Annotated in this window: 20 protein-coding genes; 1 reads left to right on the top strand and 19 read right to left on the bottom strand. The window is 42.3% G+C overall.

The features are described from left to right. Positions 1–5: 5 nt before the first annotated feature. From smc to CSV61_RS02840, 10 genes are all read right to left on the bottom strand, one after another. Positions 6–3,563 carry a chromosome segregation protein SMC gene (gene smc / locus CSV61_RS02885; RefSeq protein WP_158233768.1) on the bottom strand — a complete coding sequence of 1,186 codons (3,558 nt, stop codon included), beginning with the start codon at positions 3,561–3,563 and terminating at the stop codon, positions 6–8. Between the two features lie 2 nt (positions 3,564–3,565). Next, positions 3,566–4,333 carry a ribonuclease III gene (rnc, locus tag CSV61_RS02880; protein ID WP_083035403.1) on the bottom strand — a complete coding sequence of 256 codons (768 nt, stop codon included), beginning with the start codon at positions 4,331–4,333 and terminating at the stop codon, positions 3,566–3,568. Between the two features lie 106 nt (positions 4,334–4,439). Further along, positions 4,440–4,679 (bottom strand): acyl carrier protein, encoded by a 240-nt coding sequence (locus CSV61_RS02875; protein ID WP_029052326.1) that lies wholly within the window; start codon positions 4,677–4,679, stop codon positions 4,440–4,442. A gap of 111 nt (positions 4,680–4,790) precedes the next feature. Beyond that, positions 4,791–5,537, bottom strand: coding sequence for a 3-oxoacyl-[acyl-carrier-protein] reductase (gene fabG / locus CSV61_RS02870; protein ID WP_099638039.1), 747 nt, complete (start codon positions 5,535–5,537; stop codon positions 4,791–4,793). Then, a complete protein-coding gene (fabD, locus tag CSV61_RS02865) occupies positions 5,537–6,481 on the bottom strand; it encodes an ACP S-malonyltransferase (RefSeq protein ID WP_199173575.1) in 945 nt (314 codons plus the stop codon). The genes fabG and fabD overlap by 1 nt, the downstream gene beginning before the upstream one ends. After that, on the bottom strand, positions 6,478–7,470 hold the full coding sequence (plsX, locus tag CSV61_RS02860) for a phosphate acyltransferase PlsX (RefSeq protein ID WP_099638037.1): 993 nt from the start codon (positions 7,468–7,470) through the stop codon (positions 6,478–6,480). The genes fabD and plsX overlap by 4 nt, the downstream gene beginning before the upstream one ends. 6 nt (positions 7,471–7,476) lie before the next feature. Next, positions 7,477–8,049: a transcription factor FapR gene (fapR, locus tag CSV61_RS02855; protein ID WP_099638036.1), complete on the bottom strand. Its 573-nt coding sequence runs from the start codon at positions 8,047–8,049 to the stop codon at positions 7,477–7,479. Positions 8,050–8,150: 101 nt separating this feature from the next. Beyond that, entirely contained in the window at positions 8,151–10,190 is a 2,040-nt protein-coding gene (recG, locus tag CSV61_RS02850) for an ATP-dependent DNA helicase RecG (protein ID WP_099638035.1), read from the bottom strand. Between the two features lie 117 nt (positions 10,191–10,307). Continuing rightward, the gene (locus CSV61_RS02845; RefSeq protein WP_099638034.1) at positions 10,308–11,963 is read right to left on the bottom strand and encodes a DAK2 domain-containing protein; all 1,656 of its coding nucleotides are present in this window, start codon (positions 11,961–11,963) and stop codon (positions 10,308–10,310) included. Between the two features lie 18 nt (positions 11,964–11,981). Next, positions 11,982–12,344 (bottom strand): Asp23/Gls24 family envelope stress response protein, encoded by a 363-nt coding sequence (locus CSV61_RS02840; RefSeq protein ID WP_029052333.1) that lies wholly within the window; start codon positions 12,342–12,344, stop codon positions 11,982–11,984. A gap of 214 nt (positions 12,345–12,558) precedes the next feature. Here CSV61_RS02840 and rpmB point away from each other — a divergent pair, with 214 nt between their 5' ends. After that, positions 12,559–12,747, top strand: a complete 189-nt coding sequence (rpmB, locus tag CSV61_RS02835; RefSeq protein ID WP_029052334.1) for a 50S ribosomal protein L28 — start codon at positions 12,559–12,561, stop codon at positions 12,745–12,747. Between the two features lie 224 nt (positions 12,748–12,971). Here rpmB and spoVM read toward each other — a convergent pair whose 3' ends face one another. Genes spoVM through def form a run of 9 tightly spaced genes read right to left on the bottom strand, consistent with a single transcriptional unit; the run spans position 12,972 to position 20,914 of the window. After that, a complete protein-coding gene (gene spoVM, locus CSV61_RS02830) occupies positions 12,972–13,133 on the bottom strand; it encodes a stage V sporulation protein SpoVM (protein ID WP_099638033.1) in 162 nt (53 codons plus the stop codon). Between the two features lie 15 nt (positions 13,134–13,148). Further along, the gene (locus CSV61_RS02825; protein WP_099638032.1) at positions 13,149–13,802 is read right to left on the bottom strand and encodes a thiamine diphosphokinase; all 654 of its coding nucleotides are present in this window, start codon (positions 13,800–13,802) and stop codon (positions 13,149–13,151) included. Further along, a complete protein-coding gene (gene rpe / locus CSV61_RS02820) occupies positions 13,799–14,467 on the bottom strand; it encodes a ribulose-phosphate 3-epimerase (RefSeq protein ID WP_099638031.1) in 669 nt (222 codons plus the stop codon). The genes CSV61_RS02825 and rpe overlap by 4 nt, the downstream gene beginning before the upstream one ends. A gap of 2 nt (positions 14,468–14,469) precedes the next feature. Further along, positions 14,470–15,351: a ribosome small subunit-dependent GTPase A gene (rsgA, locus tag CSV61_RS02815; protein ID WP_099638030.1), complete on the bottom strand. Its 882-nt coding sequence runs from the start codon at positions 15,349–15,351 to the stop codon at positions 14,470–14,472. A 12-nt stretch (positions 15,352–15,363) separates the two neighbouring features. Further along, positions 15,364–17,367 (bottom strand): Stk1 family PASTA domain-containing Ser/Thr kinase, encoded by a 2,004-nt coding sequence (gene pknB / locus CSV61_RS02810; RefSeq protein WP_099638029.1) that lies wholly within the window; start codon positions 17,365–17,367, stop codon positions 15,364–15,366. Further along, on the bottom strand, positions 17,364–18,122 hold the full coding sequence (locus CSV61_RS02805; RefSeq protein ID WP_083035393.1) for a Stp1/IreP family PP2C-type Ser/Thr phosphatase: 759 nt from the start codon (positions 18,120–18,122) through the stop codon (positions 17,364–17,366). The genes pknB and CSV61_RS02805 overlap by 4 nt, the downstream gene beginning before the upstream one ends. 28 nt (positions 18,123–18,150) lie before the next feature. After that, positions 18,151–19,491 carry a 16S rRNA (cytosine(967)-C(5))-methyltransferase RsmB gene (gene rsmB, locus CSV61_RS02800; protein WP_099638028.1) on the bottom strand — a complete coding sequence of 447 codons (1,341 nt, stop codon included), beginning with the start codon at positions 19,489–19,491 and terminating at the stop codon, positions 18,151–18,153. After that, positions 19,488–20,426 carry a methionyl-tRNA formyltransferase gene (gene fmt, locus CSV61_RS02795; protein ID WP_099638027.1) on the bottom strand — a complete coding sequence of 313 codons (939 nt, stop codon included), beginning with the start codon at positions 20,424–20,426 and terminating at the stop codon, positions 19,488–19,490. Before fmt ends, rsmB begins: the two co-directional genes overlap by 4 nt. After that, positions 20,423–20,914, bottom strand: a complete 492-nt coding sequence (gene def, locus CSV61_RS02790; RefSeq protein WP_099638026.1) for a peptide deformylase — start codon at positions 20,912–20,914, stop codon at positions 20,423–20,425. The genes fmt and def overlap by 4 nt, the downstream gene beginning before the upstream one ends. Positions 20,915–20,929: the final 15 nt, after the last annotated feature.

The following is a 20,929-nucleotide window of genomic DNA, read 5'->3' as shown; positions in this document are numbered from 1 at the left end:
ACTCCTTAGCTACTGATTTCCTCTGGCACTTCAGATAGTTTAACAGAAAGTAATTTCGAGACACCTGACTCTTGCATCGTAATGCCATATAAGACGTCCGCACCTTCCATCGTGCCTTTTCGATGCGTGATCACAATGAATTGTGTCTGATCCGAAACCTTCCTCAAATAATTACTATATCGTACGACATTCGCTTCATCCAGTGCCGCTTCTACTTCATCGAGAATGCAAAAAGGCACAGGACGAACTTCTAAAATAGAGAACAACAAAGAAATAACCGTTAATGCACGTTCCCCGCCAGATAACAGGCGCAAATTCTGTAATTTTTTCCCCGGAGGTCGTGCCATGATATCAATTCCGGTCGTAAGTAAGTTGTTTGGATCCGTTAATACAAGATCCGCTTCCCCACCACCAAACATATCCTTAAATACGCGACGAAAATGACTACGAATCGCTTCAAATGTTGTCTCGAAGCGGCTCTTCATTTCCTGATCCATTTCTGCCATGGCTTCTTGTAACGTATTTTTAGCTTCGACCAAATCATTTCGCTGTGATTGTAAAAACTCATGACGTTCTGAAACTTCTTCAAATTCTTGAATCGCATTCGGATTGACAGGTCCTATCGTGGCTAGTTGTCGCTTACAATCTTCCACTGTTTTGCGAAGTAGCGGAATATCCACCGGCTCAATCTGCAGTTCATTCGGCCGCAAGCCGTATTCTTCATCCAAACGATCTCTAACCGTTTCATACTGTGTTTCGAGTCTGGATAACTGAATCCTCAATGTGTTCAGTCGCTCAGAAATAGTACTTACTTGTTGTCTAATCGTTTTAATACGTTGTTCTTGATCGTGAACATGCTTTGCTTGCTGAACACGCTTTGCTTTTTCCGTCTCGATCGTTTTTTGCAATGTTTGTTTTGCTTCATTCGCTTGTTGACTTTGTTTATCTATTTCCTCAGGCGTTAACTCCTTACCTATTACAACCTCTTGCACATATTGCTGTTCTTCTCGCAAACGGCTTATTGTCTGCTCCAATTCATCTAATTGGGTGACTGTTTCCAACATACCGCTTGAATGATAGGCATTTTGCTCTTTCAATACGGCGCTTTTTTGTTGTAAGTCATGCAATCTCTTCTGTAGAGATTGTTGTTCTTCTCGTCGGTTCTCTACTAATCTTTCCAAACCTTCCAACTTTTCCAACGTCTCTTGAAGTTCATTTTTTAATGCTTCATGACGAGTTTGTAGCTCTTGTTTTTTAGTCGATAACTGTTTTTCGGCAGAAACTGTATCTGTGCGTCCGATTTCAATTGTGGATATTTCCATTTCAACAGAACGCATTTCCATTTCCGTTTCTTGTAAAGATGACTGAATAAGAGACTTTTTCTGTTGGATTTCTTCTAATTTCACGCGTAATTGATCACGAAGATGTAAACTCGCTCCAACGAGATTACGCGTTTCAGACGTCTGTGCAGTAGCCTGTTGAATAGACTCATCCATTTGCTGCAATTGATTTGCAAGAGTCTCTAGCTCCGCCTTACGTGAAAAAAGCGTGGATTGGCCTTTCGCCCCGCCACCTGTCAATGAACCGCCTGCATTTATTATATCTCCGTCCAGCGTCACTATGCGATAGCGGTGTCCTATTGTTTTTGCTAAACCTGATGCAGCTTCTAAATCACTAGCGATAATCGTTTGACCTAGTAAATTTTTAGCAACCGACTCATATGCCACAGATGTCTGAATGAGTTCAAATGCTGTTCCGATAAAACCTTGCTGTTGCGTGAGTACTTGCCGGCTATTCATAGGTAGTTCACGCGGCTTTAAAATATCCATAGGAAGAAACGTAGCGCGACCGAAATTTTTCGTTTTTAAATAACCGATAGCTCGTCTTGCATCACGCTCAGTCGTGGTAATAATATGCTGCATGGCACCACCAAGTGCCGTTTCGATTGCTTTTGTGTAGGCTGGTTCTGTCGTAATGAGTTCCACTACAGCCCCTTCGATGCCCTGTATCCGTTGTTGTTGCTTCGCATGAAGTACTTCTTTGACACCTGAATAGAACCCTGAAAAGTCCTTTTCAAGACTTTCCAGAGCACGAAGTCTTCCTTGCATTTCGGATTGTTTACGCAATGCTTTTTGCAGAAACTGCTGTTGGGTAGATAGACGTTGCTCTTCTTCTGTTAATTGTTGATGACAAGCTCTAGCTGACTTCTCTAGCTCGTCAAGCTGTTGCTGTACACTATTTTTTTCTTTAATCTTTTCCTGCTGTTCTTTCGCAAGTTGTTGTTTGCGTTCGGAAAGCAAGGTAGTTTGAACCGTGATCTTTTCTGTGGAAGATTTCTCTCCCTGAAGCCGCTCTTCTACATGCTTGATTTCACTTCGTACAGTCGCCTCTTCATTGAGGCGCTCAATGTAGACGGATTTCAATTGTTCAATTTGCTGTTCGGTTTCTTTTAATGAACTGTTTAACATGGCCGTGACTTGCTTACTTTCTTTCGTCACTTCTTCAAGTTCATGCTGAGCAGCTTTCTGCTTCATCTGCATGGAATGAAGTTTATCTTTAGCCATTTGTTGTGCTTGTTCTGCAGTAAGCAACTCTTTTTCAATACGCTCCACTTGTTGCTTCGTATTGCGGGTCTTTTCAACGGATAGCAATCTTCTGCCTTCCCACTTTTCAGCTTCTGCTGCCTGTTCGATCAATTCGTTTTGATATTCATCCAGTTGAAGCTCTACTTTCTTAAGGCCTTTTTTGTCAAAGTCCAATTCTTGTTCATATTGTGTAAGGTCATCGGAAGTCTTTCGCAATTCTAATTCATCATTTTTTACAACTGCCGTTTTTTCAGAAATTTGCTGTTGTAAAGCAGAAGCGTCGTGGTGGAGTAGACGAACATCAGCTTCCCGAAGTTCTGCACGTAGATCAGAAGCTTTACGCGCCAAACTTGCTTCTTTTTGAAGAGGAATGAGTCGATCATCGATTTCTTTTAATATATCCAGTACACGATCTAAATTATCAGTCGTCTCAAATAATTTATGCTCTGCTTGCAGTTTATGTGTTTTATATTTCAAGACACCTGCTGCTTCGTCAAAGACATTGCGTCTTTCATCAGCACGACTATTCAATATTTCATCAACCCGACCTTGCGAAATAATGGAGAAAGCCTCTTTTCCCAGCCCTGAATCCATAAATAGCGTGGTGATATCTTTTAACCTGCAAGTCTGGCCGTTTAGCAGATATGCACTATCTCCGGATCGAAAAACTCTTCTAGTTACACTGATTTCAGTGTAGTCAAGCGGAAATAGATTTTGTGTATTATCCAATATGAGTGTGACTTCTGCAAAATTAACTGCTTTGCGGGAATCACTGCCTGCGAAAATGACATCTTCCATTTTACTACCGCGCAATGATTTTGCGGATTGTTCACCGAGCACCCAGCGAATCGCATCGATAATATTACTTTTTCCGCTTCCGTTAGGCCCTACAATGGCCGTTACTCCTGGTACGAAATCAACATGGATCTTTTCCGCGAAAGATTTAAAGCCTGCGATTTCCAGCCTTTTCAAAAACACGATTAGTTCTCCCCTTCGGTTGTCTGCATCAATAAGTGTTCTATCGCACGACGGGCAGCTTCCTGTTCCGCTTCTTTCTTGGATTTTCCAATTCCTTTTCCAAGTTGTTGTTCATTGAGATTAACTACGGTAACAAACTTTTTCGCATGTGCAGGACCTTTTTCCTCAATAACTTCATAGTGAAGGGGTCCGTTATTTTTTTGCTGCACCAATTCTTGCAGACGACTCTTATAATCTGTCACATGCGAAAAAGCTCCGATACTAATTTTCGGAAAAACGATTCGTTTTAGAAACTCTTCAACAACTTCCATGCCCTGATCCAAGTACAACGCACCGATATACGCTTCAAATACATCCGCCAGTAATGCAGGACGCATTCTTCCACCAGTTAGTTCTTCACCCTTACCCAGAAGAATATAATCTCCAAAGTTCAATTCATTCGAAAACTTAACAAGTGATGGCTCACAAACAATCGCTGCACGAAGTTTCGTCAGTTCCCCTTCGCTTTTTGCCGGTTCTGTACGGAATAAAAATTTAGATACTCCAAGTTCCAATACAGCGTCTCCTAGGAATTCTAATCGTTCATTATCAGAAAACTTCTTTCGGCGATGTTCATTGACATAGGATGAATGGGTAAATGCATTATACAATAATTTCTCATCCTGGAATTGAACGCCTAATTCCTGCTGGAGCTTGGTGAATTTCTCGCGTACAGCTTGTGGCAATGTAGGGTGTGATGCGGTTTCTTTCGAATTTCTTTTATTTTTCATAAACTACTCTGCCTCTCATCTATTAATAGTCTGTACACACGTGTAAAGCGAAAAGAGACGCTTTCTCCTTTTCAGACGAAAGGAAGAAAGTGTCTCACCAATAAGGTCATTCGCCTACTTTTTCTGTAATGTACGTTACTGCATCTCCGACAGTTGCAATTTTCTCTGCATCGTCATCAGAAATTTCCGTTTCAAACTCATCTTCAAATTCCATAACAAGTTCTACTACATCTAGTGAATCAGCTCCAAGATCCTCACGGAAAGAAGCTTCAGGTTTTACTTCGCTTTCATCGACACCTAGACGGTCGACAACTACTTTTGTTACGCGCTCAAGTACTGTTGACAACATAGTCACCTCCTCTCAAGGCCAAAGTCAGCTCATTAGCTACTATTGAATTATAGAGGGTAGTCCCCTCGTTACGCAACCATAAACGGCGCTTTAAAAGAAGTAGTACATTTACATCACCATACCGCCGTCTACATTGATAGTCTGACCGGTAATATATTTCGCTTCATCGGATAGTAAGAATGCGACGACACTCGCTACATCTTCCGAACTTCCAAGCTTGCCTAAAGGAATTGTTGACAATAATTGCTCTTTCATATCATCGCCCAATTCATCCGTCATATCAGTTGTAATGAATCCTGGAGCAACAGCATTCACTAAAATATTACGCGCTGCCAATTCTTTTGCAGTTGTTTTTGTCAAACCAATAACGCCCGCTTTTGCTGCCACATAATTTGCTTGCCCTGCATTTCCTGCAACACCTACAACCGAAGCCATATTCACGATTCTTCCTGCACGCTGACGCATCATTTGGCGCGTAACAGCTTTTGTGCAAAGGAATACACCTTTTAAGTTAATCGATAATACATCATCCCACTCGTCTTCCTTCATGCGCATCAATAAATTATCTCGTGTGATGCCAGCGTTATTCACGAGGATGTCAATACTACCAAATTGTTTAATTGTCTCATCCATCATAGCTTTCACTTGATCAGCATCGGAAACATTCGCTTGAAAGACGAGTGCTTCTCCACCCGCAGATCGAATTTCCTCTGCAACCGTTTCTGCTCGATCTTGGCTACCGCTATAATTAACGACTACCTTAGCACCTTCTGAAGCTAAGCGTAAAGCGACAGTGCGCCCAATCCCTCTGGATGCTCCTGTAACTACTGCCGTTTTTCCATCGAATCTTCCCATCATGACCATCCTTTCGCTTCTTCAAGCAACTTCTCAAGTGTTTCTTCATCGTATACTGGGTACACTTTAGCTGTACGGTCTATTTTACGGATTAATCCGCTCAATACCTTTCCAGGTCCACATTCTATGAAACGAGTAACACCCAATTCAAGTAGTTTTTCAATAGACTCTTCCCAGCGTACGGGTGAGTACAATTGTTCAACTAGTAATTTCTTTATTTCGTCCTGCTTTGTTACTTCGTCTGCTGTGACGTTTGCAATGACAGGGATTTTCGCATCTTTCATATCAATGCCTTCAAGCGTCTTTTGTAATTCTCCTGCTGCTGGTTGCATGAGAACAGAATGGAAAGGTCCACTTACATTCAATGGCAATGCACGTTTCGCACCCGCCTCCTTCAAGGCAGTACACGCTTTGTCCACACCTTCTTTTGCACCCGAAATAACGATTTGGCCAGGGCAGTTTAAGTTGGCTGGTTGTACTGGATGTCCCGACTCTGTAATGTTCGCTGTAATCGACTCCAATACGTCACGATCCATTCCAAGTATGGCCGCCATGGCACCTTTACCTGCTGGTACGGCATCATTCATATACAGACCTCTTTTATGAACAGCCACTACCGCATCTTCAAATGAAAGAACTTTGGATTCAACAAGAGCTGTATACTCGCCTAGACTATGTCCTGCTGTATAGTCTGGCGTAATGCCTTCTTCTTCCAAACGTGCTGCGATCATCGCACCCACTGTAAGTAGAGCTGGTTGAGCATTATAAGTTAACGTCAATTCATCTTGAGGGCCTTCGAGCATCAATGTGCTCAGTTCAAAACCAAGAGCTTTATCGGCTTTTTGCATGAACTCTTTACACGTTTCGTTCTTCTCTGTGAATACTTTCCCCATCCCTACTGCTTGTGAGCCTTGTCCCGGGAAAACAAATGCCAGTTTACTCAAGATTCCTCTTCCTCTCCGATTGTTTTTTTAATCGTTTCGCATACTTGGTATTGTACCATGGTTCTTGCTTGGCGAACTGCATTAAAAAGCGCGTTGGCATTTGATGAACCATGCGCTTTGATGACAGGATGATTCAAGCCAAACAAACCCGCTCCGCCATACTCCGAGTAATCCATCTTCTTCTTCAAACCTTTGAGATCATCTTTTACTAATCCCGCGGCAAGCTTGGTTTTCAATGAAGACATGAACACATCTTTAATCATGGAGAATACATTCATCGCAGTACCTTCAATAGTTTTCAACACCATGTTTCCTGTAAAGCCGTCTGTGACAACGACATCTGCCACACCATTCAACAAATCACGCGACTCCACATTACCAACGAAATTGATAGGTGCAGCTTGCAACTCGTCATAGGCGTGTTTTGTTAGCTCATTACCTTTTCCCGGTTCTGTTCCAATATTCAATAGCCCTACACGCGGCTTATCGATTCCGCGCACTTTTTCCGCATAGATACTGCCCATGACAGCAAACTGTGCTAACTGTGTAGGTTTGCTATCTGAGTTCGCTCCTACATCTAACAACACAAAACCACTGCCGTCGATCGTCGGTAACGTCGGTGCCAGTGCCGGTCTTTGGATACCATCTAAGCGACCTACAATAAAGAGTCCTGCCGACATGAGAGCACCTGTATTACCAGCTGACACACATGCCAAAGCCTCTCCATCTTTCACCGCTTGCGCCATACGGACCATAGATGCATCTTTTTTCTTTCGAATTGCACGCACGGGCTCATCATCAGGTTCAATGACTTCAGAGCAGTGTACTACTTGAAGGCGCGGATGTGTTTCAAGGAATGGTGCCATTTTTTGCTCATCACCAAATATATGTATCGTTATGTCATCAAATGCATGAAGGCTCTGCAATACTCCCTTAACAATTTCTCCGGGTGCGTTATCTCCACCCATTGCATCTACTGCAATAATCATATGTAATTACCCGCCTTTTTTTGTTGTACGGTACATCTGAAACTCTCCTGAAAAAACAGGTTCACTTTCCACTGTTGACAGGACATCGACGACCGTACTTTTATTTTTCAAGGTTTCTTTTCGCACAGTAGCACGAGACACTACACGATCACCAGCTCTCACCGGCTTTTGAAAGTGCAGTGAAGAACGGACTGTTAAAGCCAAATCATCATCCAAGACTGCTACAGCCAATGAGTTCGCCTGCGCAAACAAATGATGACCTCTGGCAATACCATTTCGTTTGAACACATGCACATCCTGTACGTCAAAGATCGAAATTGCTTTATCGTCCAATTCCACATCAATAATTTCTCCAAATATTTCTTCTGCTTGCATAGACTTCACTGTACCTGACATTTGTTGTGACGCTACGGATTTCAACCGCTCTCGTAATTCGGGAATATGACGCTCTAAACGATCTAGCCGCACGGTTTGAATGCTGACAGAAAAATGCCTGGCAATGTCTTCATCTGTTAGAAAAGGATCTTCTTTAAGCAGCTTTACGAGTAATTGTTGCCTCTCCTGTTTCGGAACTCTCAATTACTACACCCCTTCAGATTAGCACTTGGTATTAATACTAAGTATATAAAGAGGTAAATCAGATTGCAAGCGGTTATCCAATATACTACGTTGCACTTCTATCAATCTATACGCTTATCAGTGAGTGCGCCTGACTGTTCTAAACGTCCGCGTAGCGTAGCATATTCATCATTTGTCCAAAACGCATCTGAATTCAACAAGCGCTCCGCATCCTCGCGCGCTATAGAGAGTGCTTTGAAATCATGAACCAAGTCTGCCATTTTAAATTCTGGCATTCCACTTTGCTTCTTGCCAAAAATATCTCCTGATCCGCGCAGCTCCAAATCCTTTTCAGCTAAAATAAATCCATCGTTTGTTTCTGTCATCGACTGCATCCGCATCTTTCCTTCTTCTGTAGACGGATTAGCGAGCAATACACAATATGATTGATCGGATCCTCGCCCAACACGTCCCCTTAATTGATGTAACTGTGCTAGACCGAATCTTGTTGCATCATAAATCAGCATGAAAGTCGCGTTTGGCACATTGACACCTACTTCTACAACTGTGGTGGAAACTAGGACATGTAACTGTCCTTCACTGAATTCCCGCATGACCTGATCCTTTTCAGCTGAAGGCAATCGACCGTGCATCAAACCTATCGTATAGCGACCAGCGAAATAATTACTCAATTCCGCATGTACTTCCACTGCGTTTTGGACATCCAATTTATCGGATTCCTCGATCAATGGACAAATGACGTACGCCTGCCTTCCTGCACGTAACTCTTTCTCCATCTTCTGTAACACAGGTATTAAGGATTCTTCTTTCAACCAATGAGTTTCAATTTCTTTCCGCCCTGCCGGTAATTCGTCTAAGACTGAAACGTCCATTTCGCCAAATACCGTAATGGCTAGTGTTCTTGGAATAGGGGTTGCAGTCATGAATAATACATCCGGGTTTAAGCCTTTATCTCGCAATACACGACGTTGTTGCACTCCGAAACGATGTTGTTCATCCGTCACAACAAAGCCCAGTTTATGAAATTGTACTTCAGGTTGGATCAGCGCGTGCGTTCCGACCAGCAAGTCAATCTCCCCAAGCTCCAGGCGCTCCAATAACTCTCTTCTCGCTTTCGCTTTTGTAGATCCAGCGAGAAATGCGACAGTCACACCGAATGGTTCAAACCAATTGGCTAATAATTCAGCATGTTGTTCAGCCAATATTTCCGTTGGTGCCATCAACGCTCCTTGGAATCCTGCTGTCACCGCTGCATACAGAGCGATGGCTGCCACAGCTGTCTTGCCTGACCCCACATCTCCTTGTAGCAAACGGTTCATACGAAGTGGTGATTTCAACTCTGCACATAATTCATTTACCACACGCTTTTGCGCATTTGTTAATTCAAATGGCAACGTATTGATGAACTTTTTCAGCAAGTCCAAGTCATATTGAATAACGAGCCCTTTTTCCTGCTCCTTACGCAATTTTTTCATCCCTTGAATTTTCAATTGAAACAGTAATAATTCTTCATAAACAAAACGTCTACGGGCATGCTTAACGTCTTCAGTCTTAGTCGGGAAATGAACCATCTCTAAAGCTTGTGTAATAGACGGCAACTTGTATACTTCGAGCATTTCCTGCGGCAGTGTCTCTTCTATAACACCAGCCGTTAAATCTATCACAGTGCGCATATAGCGCCGAAACGTTTTCTGATGCATAATTCCTTTCAAACTATAAACCGGTTCAAAATCAGTTTGCTCACCGGTATGTAGACGATTCACCGTAATCGACTGGCGGCCTCGATCCCATGCGCCAGTAACATGTATTTGCATTCCCGTAACTAGACGGTCTTTTAAATAATGTTGATTGAAAAAAACCACTTTCACTAAATGATGGCCGACCAATAAACGGACTTGCATTCTTGACCGGTTTTTTCCCGAATAAAAGACGGTCGGTTCAGACTCTACCCGACCCTCTACAGTAACACGTTCGCCATGTGGTGTTTCAGTCAAATCCCTCATACGAAAATCTTCATGGCGATACGGGAAAGTATACAATAAATCCTCAATCGTCAAAATTCCCAGCTTTTCAAATTGTTCAGTTGTTGCTTTGCCAATTCCTTTTACTGTTCCTACACTGTTCTTCAAGATGTTCTCCATGTGAAAACTACCTCCTTTCTATACTTGGTTAGAAAACGAGTGTTCTTCTTTTTAGTTTACCATGAAAAGACAGGAAAATAAAAACGTTGCCCCTACTTACAGGACAACGTAATGTATTTATTCAACAGAGATAATATATGGATAGAGCGGTTGTTTTCCAGCGTACAATTCTATATCTACATGCTCAAATTGATCTTCAATATAACCACTAATCTTTTCTGCTTCTTCAGTCGTTACATCTTCACCATAAATGATTGTCACGATTTCATCTTCTTCATCAATCATGGAAGAAATGAGATTTTTCGTCACGTCTTCCAATGAAGAATCTGAACTAGTGATTTTGCCTTGAGCGATTCCCATAAAATCATCCTTTTGGATCGTTACACCATCAATCGATGTATCACGCACAGCATAAGTGACCTGACCAGTTTTAATAGCAGAAGACGCTTGTAACATTGCTTTCGCATTATTCTCTACGGTGGCTTCGGGATTAAATGCTAAAATAGCCGCTAAGCCTTCTGGAACGGATTTCGTCGGCACAACTGCCGCTTCAATCTCCAATACTTCAGCTGCTTGCTCAGCAGCCATGATGATGTTTTTATTATTTGGCAAGATTAACACTTTTTCTGCACCGATTTCTTGAATCGCTTTAACGATATCCTCCGTAGAAGGATTCATCGTCTGTCCACCCTCGATCACGGCTGATGCCCCGATACTTTTTAGAAGTTCGGCGATACCTTCACCCATCGAAACCGTTACAATCGCGTATTTATGCTGAACCGGTTTCGATGTGGATGCGTCATCTCGATCCATAATATCACTATGTTGCTCACGCATATTATCGATCTTCATCTTCGTTAATGAACCATACCTCTGTCCATAAGACAAGGCATCTCCAGGTTCTTCAGTGTGAATATGTACTTTTACTACTTCATCATCTGAAATGACAAGCAGTGAGTCGCCAAGTTCACTTAAATCTTGACGGAACGTGGCTTCATCAAATGGCTGATCGAGCAACTTAGCTGAATCCAATTTGACCATAAACTCCGTACAGTAGCCGAACTCAATGTCTTCTGAATTCATGAAACCTTGTACACTGCGATGATGCTCTGTCATAACTAGGTCATCCATTGAGTGCATCACTACCTTCTCAGGTAAGTCTTCACCTTTTAGACACGCCAAAAACCCTTCATACACATACACTAGACCTTGTCCACCACTGTCTACTACCCCTACCTCTTTTAACACAGGCAATAGATCCGGTGTTCGTTCCAATGAAGCTTTGGCTTCTTTCACAATAATCTCTAGTAATGCAGTTAAATCCGATGAATCCTCTATATGCTCAACTGCCGCGTTAGCTGCATCTTTCGCAACAGTCAAAATGGTTCCTTCTACAGGTTTCATAACGGCTTTGTAAGCTGTATCCACACCGTATTGAAGTGCTTCTGCAAATTGCTTAACGCTGACTTCCGCTTCATTCTCAATTTGCTTGCTGAATCCTCTGAATAACTGGGATAGTATTACACCAGAATTTCCACGAGCACCCATAAGCAACCCTTTTGAAAATGCTTGTGCCGTCAAACCGATATGTTCCTGCGCATTTCTTTCTGTTTCTTTTGCACCCGATGTCATGGATAAATTCATATTTGTTCCCGTATCACCATCAGGCACCGGGAATACATTTAGAGAATCCACATAATCCGCATTTTGACTAAGATGATGCGAACCCATTTCTACCATCTTCGCAAATTGCAATCCATTGATTGAAGTCATTGACTTAAAGGCCTCCTTTTACACGTTCGTTACACGAACTCCCTGAACAAAAATATTTATAGAACTTACTGATAGCCCCAACGTCGTTTTCACTATATATTGCACTTTAGATTGTACTTGATAGGCCACTTCAGTGATTTTCGTGCCATAGCTCATGATGACGTAGATATCGATATGGAATGCATCGCCCTCGTTACGCACAATTACGCCGCGAGAATAATTTTCTTTGCGAAGAATTTCTGTAAGTCCATCACGAATTTGATGCTGGGAAGCCATCCCTACAATTCCATAACACTCGACCGCAGCCTCTCCGACTACTTGCGCAATTACATCATTTGTAATATCGATCGTACCATGCTCATTTTTCAGTTCGATTGACATTCCTCTTCTCCTCCCCATCTCTAGACACATCATACGTACATTATACGGGAATTCATCAGGAATGAAAGTATTGAAACCGTTAAAATATAGTGTAAAGGAAAAAACCTTGAGAGTACCAAAATAAAATGTTGCATCGATCCGACGCTTATGATAAAGTACTATGGTATGCGAATTGTAACGTGAATCGCTAAATAATTCACGAGGAGGAACTAAAATGGCTAAACAATGTGTTATTACTGGACGTAAAGCTCGTTCTGGAAACACTCGTTCTCACGCTCTGAACTCTAGCAAGCGCACTTGGGGCGCTAACCTTCAAAAAGTTAGAATCCTAATCGACGGAAAACCTAAACGCGTTTGGGTATCTGCAAGAGCTTTAAAATCAGGCAAAGTACAACGAGTATAATCTAAAGCTGAAGACGGCGTTTAGCCGCGACAGGCACTGGAGGGCTTGAATATAAAGGCGTTTTTTGCCTTTATCTTCAAGCCTGAAGTGTCCCGAGCGGCTGCCGTCTGAAGCTGGATATGATGTAATGCTGAAAGCGCCGGGTAGCCTCGACTGATGTTGGAGGAATTACCATAAAGGCGCTTTTTTGCTTCCCTAAAAAAGAAAAAACACAAAGCACCTTCTTAGGCGCTTTGTGATTTTTCTTTTTTGCGTTTTTTTGTCTTGGCGGCTTTTGGATTGGCAGCAACGGTCGATTTAGTACGGCTGTCCTTTTGGAAAGCTACTGCGCACTTTCTCACGATGTTACTGACAAACTTCGGAAGCGTGAATGTGTATACTCGCAAATCCCCCAACTCCTTTCAGGAATCTGAACTCCTTACCATTAAGCATATGCCCTCACGGAAAGAGATAGTACAAACATCCGCCACTGTTTCGTTACTTGTAAAACGAGTTACACCCATTTCTAATCGTTCATTCACCGTTTCGTATTTAAAACCTGTCAACGTCAGCCCTGTGACGACGGGGCCAAAAGAGAAAAAGGAAGTATACGGATAGCGTGAATCTTTCTTTACACGTCTCACGCCAGGTAGCATGACACGGATATCATTTGTAGTGTTGTGTATCTTGAATTTCACTTTCCGATTTTCCGCTTGCATACGATATAATAAATGCAAAGCAGACTGTAAGTGATCCAAGCGACCACCCGTCACGCCAGTTAAGATAATATAATCAGGTTCATATGCAAGTGCTCGCTGTACAGCCAGTTCTGTGTCTGTCTCATCTTTATCCTCATTCGCGCGATGGACAATTTCTACATTCGAGTTAATCTTTTTAAACTGCTCTTGCGTCACAGAATCAAAGTCGCCAACTGCTTCATTGGGCTGAATTCCTTTTTCCAATAAATACAATGCACCCCGGTCTACACCGATATACACAGTATCTTGTTGATCGTATTCAGCTAAGTCAACCACTTCTTCTTTAGGTCCTGCTGCACACACGATGGCATACTTCATTTCGCCATCACACTTTCACCTGCTGATTTAATAGCTTGGAGAGCTTGTGCACGATCTTCTTTTCCGTAAATTGCTGAACCTGCAACGAAAATAGTCGCACCCGCTTCTACACAAGGTTTGATGGTTTCTTCGTTAATACCGCCATCAATCTCAATTTCAATAGATAGATTTCGTTCGTTGATGATTTCAGAGAGTTGCTTCACTTTTGGTAAGACGGAATGAATAAACGATTGTCCGCCAAAACCTGGATTGACTGTCATGAACAATACCATGTCAATATCTTCAAGGACATGTATGATTTGTTCAACCGGTGTGTGTGGATTCAACACAACGCCTGGTTTTGCGCCTGTCGATTTGATCAATTGCAATGTTCTATGCAGGTGAGGGCATGCTTCTACGTGCACAGTAATATAGTCCGCGCCAGCTGTCGCAAAATCCTCAATGTAAGCGTCCGGATTTTCAATCATCAAATGGACATCAAGCGGTAACTTTGTCAATGGACGCAACGCCTCGACGACGATGGGACCCATTGTAATATTCGGTACGAAATGTCCGTCCATTACATCGATGTGAATTAGTTCGGCTCCTGCTTTTTCTACTTCATTCACTTCTTCACCAAGTCTTGCAAAGTCTGCAGCTAAAATAGATGGTGCAATTTTAATCATAATCAATACCTCGGCTTTCTATCCGTAATTTCTTGCAAGAACAGCAAGTAATTCTTATAGCGATCTTCTGAAATCATTCCTTCTTCCACTTGCGCTTTCACTGCACAACCTGGTTCTTTCACGTGGAGACATCCTCTAAATTTACAATTTGCTCCCGCTTCTGAAATCTCTACGAAATAATCCCGTAGTTCTTCTTTTTCAATATGTTCGAAATCTAAGGAACTGAACCCAGGCGTATCTGCTACCAAACCGCCCGCCACTTCCAGTAACTCTACATGACGTGTAGTATGTTTCCCTCGTCCAAGCGCATCCGATATCACACCGGTTTTTAGTTGCAGTTCAGGTAATAGTGTGTTCAATAATGTGGATTTCCCCACACCTGACTGACCTGCAAGTACGGTAGTTTTATCACTGAAATACGGGCGAAGAGTTTCAAGCAATGAATGCTTATTCTCTACATTGCGCAGAACCGTATATCCGATACGTCGATAATATGCAAGATTTTTTTCATTCTCTTCTAGTATTTCGGGATTGGCGAGATCTTCTTTAGAAATGTATAAGATCGGTTCTAACTGATGTGATTCTATGACCGTTAAGAAACGGTCTAGTAAACGAAGACTCATATTGGGTTCCACGACCGAAAAGACCAGCAACACTTGATCTACATTGGCAATGGGCGGTCTCACTAACTCGCTCTTCCTATGATGAACATCTGTAATCGTCGCATCATTGGCTCCGTCAGGAACATACGTAACGAAGTCCCCCACCAAGGGACTAATTTTCTTTAAACGAAAAACACCACGGCTTTTACATTGAATTAATTCCCCATTATGCTCCACGTAATAGAACCCACTGATTGCTTTACGAATTTGGCCTTCAGCCATCGAACTCCTCCTCTATTCCAGATCTGTGTAATTGAACTTATCTTCCTCTATCACGGTTTGATCACGCATAATTTTATATCCTCCGCGCTCTCCTTCTTGAAGTTCGATCGTAATCTTGCGTGTCGTATCTTCAGTAATCTCGAACTCCTCAATCGGGTCATTCATTGTGTGCGTGCGATCTTGCACATAAATCTGGACTTTCTGAGGAACGAGTTCCGGGTGAGGTTTCGGGTCCTTTTCTGCATCTATTTCGTCTTCCTCATCATCTTCATGTTCAGCTTCCGGTTCGTCGGGATAGTTATACGGAATGGTCACTGTCTTCACTAACAATTTAATCGGCTTGGAAGCAGGACCTTTCGAAATCACAACGTCCACTCGTGCCCCCTTTTCCAATTCTTCTCCTTTGGAAGGTTTCTGAGAAATGACATATCCTTTATCGACTTTATCCGAATGTTCTTCCCTGACAATGTGGATTTTCAGGCCGGATTTTTTCGCATAGTCCTCTAATTGTTTGGCAGACATGCCCGATAAATCATCAAGTGATTGCAATTCCTTGCCTTTACTGACAGTGAAGATCAACTCCGTTTCTTCAGGAATGACAGATTGATCTGCTTCAGGCTGTTGGCTAAGAATAGTTCCTTTTGGCTCGTCAGAAAATACTTCTACTGGTTCAATGGATAAAAAGCCGTAGCCATTTAAAAAGCGTTTAGTTGCTTCAAAATTACGCCCCGTATACTCACTAAGCACCATCGGATCTTTCCCTGCGCTGATAAATAATTTTACGCCGTCTCCTTCTTTACGTTTCTTTCCCGCTTGAGGTACTGTTTTAATTACTTGTCCTACTGTGTATTCATCTGACGTTTCTTCAAAACGCTCATCTATGACAAAGCCCTCTTTTTCAAGTATCTCTGTAGCGACAAGTTCTTCTTCTCCCACTACTTCAGGTACAATGATTTCTTTTGGCTTCATCATCATCACTAATAAAAATGTCAGAAACGCGAGAAGCAATATGCTACCTGCTACTACAAACGGCCATTTCTTCTTTTTCTTTTTCAATGGTGCTACTGTTTCAGGTTTTACAGGAGCTATTTTCATAGTTTCTTCCGCCACGGTAGAATTTGGAACGTCTTTAATAGCGGGAATAGCCATAGTCTTATCATCATCAAATGGTAAAGTGAATTTACTTTCATTCAAACGATCAGGAGATAAAACAGTTAGTAAATCATCATACATATCATCTGTAGTCGCATAGCGATAGGTTGAATCTTTAGCTGTTGCTTTTAAAATGACATTTTCCACACTTTGAGGTATGTCAGGATACTGTTCACGGACAGATGGCGTTTCTTCCTGTAAGTGCTTTAACGCAATCGCTACTGCCGTCTCCGCTGAAAATGGTAACTCCCCTGTCAGTAATTCATAAAATACGATACCGAGTGAATAGATATCTGATCGTTTTGTCGCCATACCGCCTCTAGCTTGCTCAGGTGATAAATAATGGACAGTTCCAATAACAGAGTTCGTCTTTGTATGTGCGGTAGAATTTAAAGCCATCGCAATTCCAAAATCCGTTATCTTGACATCTTCCCCGCCGTTCATCAAAACATTTTGAGGTTTAATATCACGATGAATAATACCATTATGGTGAGCGTGTGATATGGCGGATACAAGCTGTTTCATAATAGACACAGCGTGTTCTGCAGACAATGCACCATACGTATGAATATAGTCTTTTAGTGTTTTACCGGCTATGTATTCCATCACCAAGTAATGGAGTTCATCTTCCTGGCCGACATCAAAAATATTTACAATATGAGGATGTGTTAGGCTCGTAGCTGAAAGTGCTTCCCGCTGAAAACGTTTTTTTAATTCCTCTTCATTACTAAAGTCATAATGCAGAACTTTGATCGCTACATCACGGTCAAGGATAATATCGTGCGCCAAGTAAACTCTGGACATACCTCCGTCACCGATTACCCGAATAATTTCGTATCGTTTACCGATTCGTTTTCCAATCATACGGGAGTCACCTCAATCTCGGGAATTGCCAGTAGTATTACGGTAATATTGTCTTCCCCACCACGCTGGTTCGCCAAGTCTATAAATTCATCTGCTTTGTTTGCCAATGAATTTTCATTCAATATAATATCAAGCATCGTTTCCTTTTCGATCTTATTGCTTAACCCATCTGTACAAAGTAATAGAAACGAGTGTGATAATAACGGAAATGAATAGCGGTCAGGTACAATCGATTTCTCTGAGCCTACCGCCTTCATAATCCAATTACGCTGCGGGTGCACTTCGGCTTCCTGTTCCGTAATTTCACCGCTATCTAGCAACACATTAACAAATGAATGGTCTTTTGTTATTTGACGAATCGCTTTGCCTGTCACTTGATAAATCCGACTGTCTCCCACATGAAAAACTACGCAGTGATCATTCAATAGTAGCGCAACGTCTAGCGTAGTCCCCATACCTTTATACGCGTCATCTTCCTGCGCAGTTGTGTACAAAAACTGGTTAATATCTACCACTGCATCATACAGCAAGTCAATCCAATCTTGCTCCGTTACTACTTCATCGTCCGCGGACATGAATTGCTCGCCTATCATACGCACCGCTGTGGCACTAGCATAATCTCCGCCCTTATGACCGCCCATTCCGTCTGCAATGACGGCGAGTATCGTATGCTTTTTTGCATGAACGAAAACGGCGGCGTCATCTTCATTCACCGTACGTTTCCGTCCTGTATCTGAGCGTATTTCATATTCCATAGGCTACCCTCCATTCCAATTGGTCAGGTTAGTTGATTCTTTGTAAAGTCGCTACAAAAAATCCGTCACTTTGATAGTCGTGCGGTAATATTTGCAAGTGGCGGTGTTCACTGTCATTTTCAAGAATAGGAAGCGGAACGAGTGTGAAGTCTGGCTGTTCTCTCAAGAACCATTCAACAATTTCTTCGTTCTCCGATTTATCAATCGTACATGTACTATAAACTAAGAGACCGTCTTTTTTCACCAACTGACAGGCAACTTCAAGTAATTCTTTTTGAATGACTGTTAGTTTTTCAATGTCTTGTATAGTTTTTTTATATTTAATTTCAGGCTTTCTACGAATAACCCCTAATCCACTACACGGTGCATCCACTAACACTCGGTCGAAAGATTTAGGTTCATATGTTTTCAATAACTCTCGACTATCCCCACTATTTGTATGGATGGTAGTCAATCCAAGACGCTCTGCATTTTGGTCAATTAAACGTAATTTATGAGGGTGCAGATCATGTGCTTGAATTTCTCCTTCATTTTTCATACGTTCTGCAATATGTGTGGTTTTACCACCAGGAGCCGCACACATATCCAGTACACGCATACCTGGTTCCACTTGTAATGCGATAGCTGGAAGCATAGAGCTCTCATCCTGAATTGTCAGCAAGCCTTGTTTAAACACTTCTGTAGAAGCGAGGTTGCCTGACTCCACTTGGATACTGCTGTCAGATAGAGTGCCAGCTATTGCTGTAATCCCTTCTTTCTTCAGCAAGCCAATTACTTCGCCAATATTGGTTTTCGTTCTATTGATTCGCGCAGTTGTGATGGGCGGTTGATTGTTGACAACTGCCGCAGCCGTAGCTTCTTCCATGCCGTATTGCTCAATCCATCTTCGAATCAACCACTCAGGGTGACTCGTCTCTATAGACAATCGAGTGACAGGATCTTCAATTTCGTCCAAAGAAGGTACACCTTCACGCAAAATCGAACGCAAAATTCCATTGACCATGGATGAAACACCTTTATGTCCTCGCTTATTGGCAATTTTTACCGCTTCATTGACAACGGCATGCTCGGGAATTTTAGATAAGTAAATGATTTGATAAACGGATAGTCGAAGCAACTGACGTACCCATGGTTGTAGCTTTCCTCTAACAAATGGTGCTAAATAATAATCCAGTGTCATTTGTTGTTGTAATGTACCATACGTTAATTCCGTCAATAATGCACGGTCTTTTGGCGGAAGATCATAGATATCAATGGTTTTATGAAGCAGTAAATTACTATACGCTTGCTCTTCTTCAATTTGCATCAACATAGATAAAGCTGCGTCACGTACATTGCCGCGCCAAATTTTCTTTTTATAATTTGTCATTCAAATTTGTCTCCCACTTGCCATTTTGACCCGATTCCATTTAAGAATACGGTAGCTGTCATGCGTTTTTTTCCGGCTGGTTGTAAATCGGTAATGGCTAACGCGCCTTCACCTGTCTGAACAATAATACGGTCTTTCTCCAGACCGATGATTTCTCCAGGCGTTGCATCTGATACTTGCTCCTCCACCTGCGTCCACCAAATTTTTACTTGATCACCAGCAAATTTTGTATAAGCGACAGGCCACGGGTGTAGCCCCCGTACTTGGTTATAGATCGAACGGGCTGGACTTGTCCAGTCAATTCGTTCCTGTTCTCTCGAGATATTTCTAGCAAACGTCACTTGAGTCTCATCTTGTACTATACGCTCGTTCGTGCCATCAATAATGGAAGGTAACGTTTCTTTTAATAATGCAGTTCCTGCTATAGACAATTTGGTAAACATCGTTCCCGTATCGTCTGTTTTTTCAATTGGAGTGGTGACTTGTGAGATGATATCACCTGCATCCAGTTTCTCCGCCATGTACATAATCGTAACGCCCGTTTCTTTCTGGCCATCCATAACTGCCTGATGAATCGGTGCACCGCCACGATAGTTAGGAAGTAAAGAAGCATGAACATTTATACAACCGAGGTTCGGTGCTTCGAGCAGTTCATTCGGAAGCAATTGTCCGAATGCAGCTGTCACTATTAAGTCCGGCTTCAGTTCGATAATTTCCTGTAACTCGGCAGAGCCTTTTAGCTTCTCAGGCTGAATGACAGGCAACCCTAAACGCATTGCTTCTTCCTTGACAGGAGGTGGTGTCAATACGCGCTTACGGCCGACTGGACGATCCGGTTGGGTCACGACAGCCAGGATTTCATATCCTTCGTTATATAGCATCGTCAAAACACCTATAGAAAATTCAGGCGTTCCCATGAATACGATTTTCGTCATTCGTCATCCTCCTCTTCATCTTCGAATTCAGACGGATCCACGACACGTTGAATCTTCTTGTCGAATAAAATCCCATTCAAATGGTCGATTTCATGCAGGATTGCACGCGCTTCATAGCCTTCCGCTTCTAATTCATATAGCTTACCATCACGTTCTTGTGCCTCAATGCGCACATGGAAAGGACGCTCTACTTCTCCGAATAGTCCAGGAAAACTTAAGCATCCTTCTACTTCTACTTCCGACCCTCCAGTCGCTGTGACGACTGGATTGATCATTTCGATAATATCTTGTTCTTCGTCGAAGTCTACAATCGCCACACGAATAGATTTACCAACTTGTGGAGCTGCTATGCCAACGCCATCATGTTCAATCATCGTTTCATGCATATTATCAAGTAAGACACCCAATTCATCGTCAAAAACGGTCACTTCCTCACATGGTGTCGTGAGAATAGGTGATGGATGCTGTACAATTTTTAGTATAGTCAAAATAATTTCCTCATT

It is taken from the genome of Sporosarcina sp. P3 (assembly GCF_002743415.1).
Taxonomy (GTDB): Bacteria; Bacillota; Bacilli; order Bacillales_A; family Planococcaceae; genus Sporosarcina; species Sporosarcina ureae_A.
This window is presented reverse-complemented; position numbering and strand designations above follow the sequence as displayed.